Source organism: Vagococcus changpingensis, from assembly GCF_058211775.1.
In genome coordinates this window covers 366,837-373,672 of the sequence record NZ_JBYVZB010000003.1, presented here as the reverse complement: position 1 = coordinate 373,672, position 6,836 = coordinate 366,837, and the positions used below count along the sequence as shown (strand labels likewise).

Sequence of the window (6,836 nt, the reverse complement as noted above, 5' to 3'; positions counted from 1 at the left end):
TTCTGTTGAACTAGATTCTGTTGAACTAGATTCTGTTGAACTAGATTCTGTTGAACTAGATTCTGTTGAACTAGATTCTGTTGAACTAGATTCTGTTGAACTAGATTCTGTTGAGCTAGGTTCTGTTGAACTAGATTCTGTTGAACTAGATTCTGTTGAACTAGATTCTGTTGAACTAGATTCTGTTGAACTAGATTCTGTTGAACTAGATTCTGTTGAACTAGATTCTGTTGAACTAGATTCTGTTGAGCTAGATTCTGTTGAGCTAGATTCTGTTGAGCTAGATTCTGTTGAGCTAGATTCTGTTGAGCTAGATTCTGTTGAGCTAGATTCTGTTGAGCTAGATTCTGTTGTATCATCTTTATTAATATTATATTTATCTACAGCGAACAATTCATTGCTAAATTTATTATTTAAATAGCTTCCTAATCTTTGATGAACTGTTTCACCTTTATCTGTATCATAATAAGTAGCGACATTATTTTCTGCCCAAACTTTGGTTGATAAGTTTAATGATAAAATAGAATTATTAGGAATTTTGTTATATAAAGTAGGACTCATGAGGATATCTATATTTCTGTTGGTTTTATCAAAATTTATGGTTACCCCATCTGAATTTGTTATATCAGTTGTATTTCCATTTTCTATTAGATATAGTTTTGGTTCATTAAAATCAATATTAATATTATTAAATTCATCTGATGAAAACGGCGTTGGATAAGAAAGTAATACTTTAGTTGTTGCTGTATAGTTCCCGTTTTTTAACTCTAACCTATCTATTTCTGTGTTTAAATCCATATGCATATTATTAATAACATTTTTCAATGGCACATCATTCATATGTTTACTAGCTTCATCTGTTAATTTTTTTAATTCAGGATTTAATTCATATATTTCTGCACCTTCGCAAACGTATTCGTTAGTTGGGTTAGTAAAATGCCAAATCGCTATCTGAGTTTCTACATACGCCGTATTAAAATCAATATTAGTACTAGCAATTGGATGCTCATCTTTAAATTTTTTGAGCAGCCAAGAAACCGACATATTATTACTTAGTTCACCTGAATTTGTATAGATTAGACCGTTCCATGTTTCTACATCAATATTTAAACAAAATAAAGTATTATTTGGATCATCTTTAGGGTGTTTTCTTATAATTGGTAAAAATCCATTTTTAGGGTAATGTAAACTGGTGTTATTCTCTGTTGTTAAATCAGTCCATGTACTTTGTACAACAAAGCTATCTCCTATATCGTTCGCATAAACTATTTTTACACCAGAAACTATTACTATCAATACTACTAATGTCGTTAATATAATAAATTTTATTTTCCTTTTCATACCTGTCTCTCCTAATCTATTATAGTAGTCAAAATATTTGTTCTAAAAGTTTTTTCATGTTTCAATCGAGGTTCATAGTTTTGTATTGTACAATTTTATTTTTAATAATCATTTCCTCCAATCAATATTTCATAAAAATACATTAAACTATTTTTTGTTTTTTATAAACATAAATTTAATTTATAAAAAAAAAATATAATAAAAGGTCGTTTTAAAAAACAATGCTATAAAATAAAAAATCCCTTTTTATTTTTAGCTAAGTTTAAAAAATTTTTTTGCTTTATACGATTATGTTGTAAAGTTAAAACAATAGACAGACACATTCCGATTTTGTGTAATGGTCTATGCTGTTTTAAGCAGATTTTCAATTTCCTCCCCTTGAGAAATAGGCTGACTCAAAAGTAACTTTTTAATAAAAATTACTTAACTATAAAAATAAAAATCCCATGAAACCAACGTTGTAATTAACGGATTTCATGGGATTTTTTTTATTCTAATACTTTTGAGGAAGCCCCTTCTGAGTTCATTCATACTTTTTAACTACCTATAGCTAGTTAATTTTCTTATGTTTATTGTCATTAATGTAAAAACCAATTCATTAACTACCTTGTCTTTTCCTCTAACAGAGAAATGAGTGAACGACAAATTAGTCTTCAGATTTCTAATGGCTGGTTCTATATCAATTTTTCTTTGTTTATAAAGTTTACCTGTTTTCTTTTGTGTACCATTGTTTATCTGTTAAAGCAGAAGAATCAGCCATTTTGTATATCTTTTTTCGATTTATATTAGCATAAAGAGTTCATGAATACATATTCTTGATGAAAATGGTTGCATTTTTTTGGTGAAGTCGCTATAATCAGGTTATAGATTTCTTAATAAGAAATATTATTTCCAAATAAGAAAAGGGGTAATTTGGCATGAAGATGGAAACAAGATATGGAAGCAGTCCAGAAATGATTCGTCATTTTTCAACAGAACAATTAAGAGATGAATTTTTAGTTGAAAAGTTATTTGTCCCAGGAGAGGTATTATTAACTTACACACATAATGATCGTATGATTTTTGGTGGGGTAACACCAACCAATGAAGCATTAGAAATTAAATTATCAACAGAATTAGGTGTTGATTACTTCTTAGAACGTCGTGAGTTAGGTGTCATTAATATTGGTGGACCTGGTTCTATTATTATCAATGGAACAGAAGAACCTATGAAGAAACAAGATGGTTACTATATTGGAAAAGAAACAAAACAAATTCAATTCAAATCAGATGATACCAGCAATCCAGCTAAATTCTATTGTGTGTCAGTACCAGCACATAAAATTTACCCAAATGTGAAAATTAGTATTGATGATATTACACCAATGGAAACAGGCGAATCAAAAACATTGAACAAACGCAAAATTTATCAATATATTCATCCAAATGTATGTGAAAGCTGTCAATTACAAATGGGATACACTATTTTAGCAGAAGGTTCTTCATGGAATACAATGCCATGTCACACACATGAGCGTCGTATGGAAACTTACCTATACTTTGATATGGATCCAGATACAAAAGTTTTCCATTTTATGGGTAAACCTGATGAAACAAAACATTTAGTTATGGGAAATGAACAAGCAACCATCTCACCAAGTTGGTCAATTCATACAGGTGTGGGAACAGCAGATTATACATTTATCTGGGCAATGTGTGGCGAAAACATCACATACGGTGACATGGATATGGTCGCTATGGATGACTTAAAATAATAGGGGTGTAAGAAAATGACAAAATTTTCAATGGATTCATTTAGATTAGATGGCAAAGTGGCATTAATAACTGGTGGGATTTATGGTATTGGCTTTGGTATTGCTCAAGCGTTGCATGAAGCTGGAGCAACGATTGTCTACAATAGTATTAATGAAGAATCAGTGGCTCAAGGAGCAGAAAATTATAAAGCAGCAGGAATTGACGCTAAAGGATATGTGTTTGATGTAACGGATGAACAAGCCGTAAATGCAGCAGTTAAACAAATAGAAGAAGAGGTTGGAACAATTGATATCCTAGTAAATAATGCTGGAATCATCAAACGTATGCCAATGTTAGATATGTCAGTAGAAGACTTTAGACAAGTTATTGATATTGACTTAAATGGCCCATTTATTATGTCGAAAGCTGTGTTACCGGGCATGATTGAAAAAGGTCATGGAAAAATTATTAACATTTGCTCAATGATGAGTGAATTAGGACGTGAAACAGTTAGTGCTTATGCAGCCGCTAAAGGCGGACTAAAAATGTTAACGAAAAATATCTGTGCCGAGTTTGGTGAACATAACATTCAATGTAATGGAATTGGCCCTGGTTATATTGCAACACCTCAAACAGCTCCATTACGTGAAGAAGGTCATCCATTTAATGACTTTATTATTGCCAAAACTCCAGCTGCGCGTTGGGGAACGGTTGAAGATTTACAAGGATCAGCAGTCTTCTTAGCATCTGAAGCATCTGATTTTGTTAACGGACACATTTTATATGTAGACGGTGGAATTTTAGCGTATATAGGAAAACAACCTTAATCACGCGAGTAGCACGATTCTCGTGCTACTTTTTTATTTTAAATAGAAAGGTGGTAGAGAGTAGAAAAAATGTCGTTTTATAAACAATTAAATGCAGTAGATAAATATATTTTATGGTGTTGTTTCTTTATATTTTTTGTTAATGGATTGTACTCAATGGTATTTGGTTCGATTTTACCGTTATTGAGTGACGCTTATTCATTAAACGAAACAGTCAGTGGGATGTTGTTATCAAGTCATCAGGCTGGGAATTTGATTGCAGGTTTTGTGGCCGGAATATTACCGCTGTATTATGGCCGGAAAAAATCGATTTTGTTTTTAAGTAGTTTTGTAATTATTGGTTTTTTATTAATAATTGGTGTAGGAACACCGTGGATACTTTTATTTGCTTTTTTCTTTACCGGAATTAGTCGAGGAAGTATTTCAAATTTTAACAATAAGACGGTCAATGATATTACAGATAGTAACCCTTCAGCATTAAATTTTTTACATAGTTTATTTGCAATTGGGGCATTGTTATCGCCATTTTTAGTGATGCTATTTGGTCAGTTATTTGGGTTAAATGGATGGCGTTGGTTATTAGTCGGAATTATAGGATTGATTGTAGTCTCTCAAATGATGTTTTTTAATATGCCAATTGAAGGAGACATCTTAGCAAAAGATCAAACAACTAAAGAAAAAGATTATACGTTTTTTAAAGATTCACTGTTTTGGAATACGATTATCATTATTTTTTTCTATCTGTGTGCAGAATCTGCTATCACAGGTTGGTTGGTGACCTATTTTATTCAGTCTGATTTATTAACTATCCAACAATCTCAAATGATTTCGTCGTTATTATGGGTAGGAATTTTAATTGGTCGATTAGGTTGTGTTTTCTTAGGTAGTCGCCTGTCACAGGGAACATTGATTACTCTTATTAGTATTGGTAGTGCCATTTTTTATGGGCTATTACTTGCCAGTAACAGTGTCACCATGATTTTAGTATCAGTATTAGGGTTAGGTATTTCAATGGGTGGGATTTACCCAACAGCTATGACAATAGCAGGCTCATCCATTAAAAAACATCCAATGTCACTAGGTTGGATATTAGTGATTGGTGGATTAGGTGGTATCACTATGCCAATCGTTACAGGGTATCTTGCCCAAACATTTACCATATTCTGGGGCATGGCAGCCATTATATTGGCCATTTTTATGATGTTATTAGGTGTCTTTTGGTACCAATTTGTTAATCAAAGAAAAGAGGAAATTTGATGAAAAAAGTACAAGTATTATCAAAATTACAACAATGTGGGTTAGTAGCCGTGATTCGTGGAAACTCAAAAGAAGATGGTGTTAATATTTCAAAAGCAACAGTTGCAGGTAATATTAAAGCTATTGAAGTGGCGTATACGACACCAAATGCGAGTGGTGTGATTGAAGACTTAGTACAAGAATACAAAGAAGATGATTCGGTTGTAATTGGTGCTGGTACCGTTTTAGATGTGACGACAGCTAGATTAGCTATTTTATCGGGTGCCGATTTTATCGTGAGTCCATCATTTGATGCCGATGTAGCTCAAATATGTAATTTGTATCAGATACCTTATTTACCTGGATGTATGTCTATTACTGAAATTAATACAGCATTAGCTTATGGAGTTGATATTATTAAAGTGTTTCCTGGAGATATTGTGGGACCACGCTTTATTAAAGACGTGAAAGGACCACTTCCTCATGTGAATTTAATGCCAACTGGTGGTGTGAGTTTAGATAACATGCAAGAATGGTTTGATAATGGTGTGCTTGCAGTTGGAATTGGCAGCAATTTAACTAAAGGATTAACTGGAGATAATTATGACGTGGTGACTGAGAATGCTCAGACTTACGTGAAAAAACTAAATGAAATAAGAGGGAACTAGCATGGGAAAAGTTGTCACATTAGGTGAAATATTAATTCGTTATTCAACTGAGAAAGGTCAACACTTAGAAGATAGTTCACGCCTTTTTTTCCATTATGGTGGCAGTGAAGCCAATGTGAGTATTGGTCTAAGTGGGTTATCTCATGATGTGTCACTTTTGTCGGTGGTTCCCAAAAACCCATTAGGTCAAGGAGCATTACAGCATTTTCGTAAATATGGTGTGGCTACCTCAGATGTTTATTATTCTGGAGACAGACTAGGTGCTTATTTTGTTGAAGTAGGAGCAGGTCCTAGAGCAACAAGTGTGGTATATGACAGAAAGCACTCAAGTTTAGCAGAACTAAAAGAAACGATGTGGGCAGATGATACGATATTTGACGGAGTAGACTTGTTCCATGTGTCTGGTATCACACCTGCTTTAAGTGAGGATCTAGTGACTATAACATGTGATTTGATGAAACGAGCAAAAGAACGAGGGGTAACAGTTTCTTTTGACAGTAATTATCGTGCAAAATTATGGTCGTTAGAAAAAGCATCAGATGTTTATAAAAAAATCTTACCATTTGTTGATATTTTTTCTGCAGGTAAATTAGATGCCATTAATCTACTCGGTGTCACACCGCTTGAGAACGCAGCTTCAACTGTCGATGAATTGACTTATTATAGTCAAAAAATGCAAGAGATGTATCCAAATATTTCAGTGATTTATTCGACAACACGTGACGTGGTATCAACTGATGAAAACTATCTTCAAGGTAATTTGTGGCACGATGGTCAGCTGTATCAATCAAGAAATTTCCATATACCATATATTGTTGACCGAATTGGTGGGGGAGATGCATTTTCTTCTGGTATGTTACATGGGTTACTCACACAAGATGACCCACAACACAGTATAGAGTTTGCTACGGGTATGTCTGTATTAAAGCATACCTATTCAGGAGATTCGCTATATATTTCAAAAGACGAAGTCGATCAGTTTATCAATAGTGATTCAAGTAAAATAAATCGTTAATCGAAAGGATGAGAA

General features: G+C 33.1%; 7 protein-coding genes. 5 read left to right on the top strand and 2 right to left on the bottom strand.

From position 1 onward, the window contains the following. Both AC37UB_RS08280 and AC37UB_RS08275 read right to left on the bottom strand, forming a co-directional pair. Positions 1-1,341 (bottom strand): hypothetical protein (locus AC37UB_RS08280; protein ID WP_490685580.1); only part of this gene is annotated, 1,341 nt, incomplete at its 3' end. 540 nt (positions 1,342-1,881) lie between these two features. Beyond that, the gene (locus AC37UB_RS08275; protein WP_490685593.1) at positions 1,882-2,076 is read right to left on the bottom strand and encodes a transposase; all 195 of its coding nucleotides are present in this window, start codon (positions 2,074-2,076) and stop codon (positions 1,882-1,884) included. 188 nt (positions 2,077-2,264) lie between these two features. On the opposite strand from AC37UB_RS08275, the gene kduI reads away from it, so the two are divergent. From kduI to AC37UB_RS08250, 5 genes are all read left to right on the top strand, one after another. Beyond that, the gene (gene kduI, locus AC37UB_RS08270; RefSeq protein ID WP_490685592.1) at positions 2,265-3,095 is read left to right on the top strand and encodes a 5-dehydro-4-deoxy-D-glucuronate isomerase; all 831 of its coding nucleotides are present in this window, start codon (positions 2,265-2,267) and stop codon (positions 3,093-3,095) included. 15 nt (positions 3,096-3,110) lie between these two features. Then, positions 3,111-3,902 carry a gluconate 5-dehydrogenase gene (locus tag AC37UB_RS08265; protein WP_117973674.1) on the top strand — a complete coding sequence of 264 codons (792 nt, stop codon included), beginning with the start codon at positions 3,111-3,113 and terminating at the stop codon, positions 3,900-3,902. Between the two features lie 69 nt (positions 3,903-3,971). Continuing rightward, a complete protein-coding gene (locus tag AC37UB_RS08260) occupies positions 3,972-5,159 on the top strand; it encodes an MFS transporter (protein WP_490685579.1) in 1,188 nt (395 codons plus the stop codon). After that, on the top strand, positions 5,159-5,806 hold the full coding sequence (locus AC37UB_RS08255) for a bifunctional 4-hydroxy-2-oxoglutarate aldolase/2-dehydro-3-deoxy-phosphogluconate aldolase (protein ID WP_490685578.1): 648 nt from the start codon (positions 5,159-5,161) through the stop codon (positions 5,804-5,806). The genes AC37UB_RS08260 and AC37UB_RS08255 overlap by 1 nt, the downstream gene beginning before the upstream one ends. 1 nt (position 5,807) lies before the next feature. Then, a complete protein-coding gene (locus AC37UB_RS08250) occupies positions 5,808-6,821 on the top strand; it encodes a PfkB family carbohydrate kinase (RefSeq protein WP_490685577.1) in 1,014 nt (337 codons plus the stop codon). Positions 6,822-6,836 lie beyond the last annotated feature (15 nt).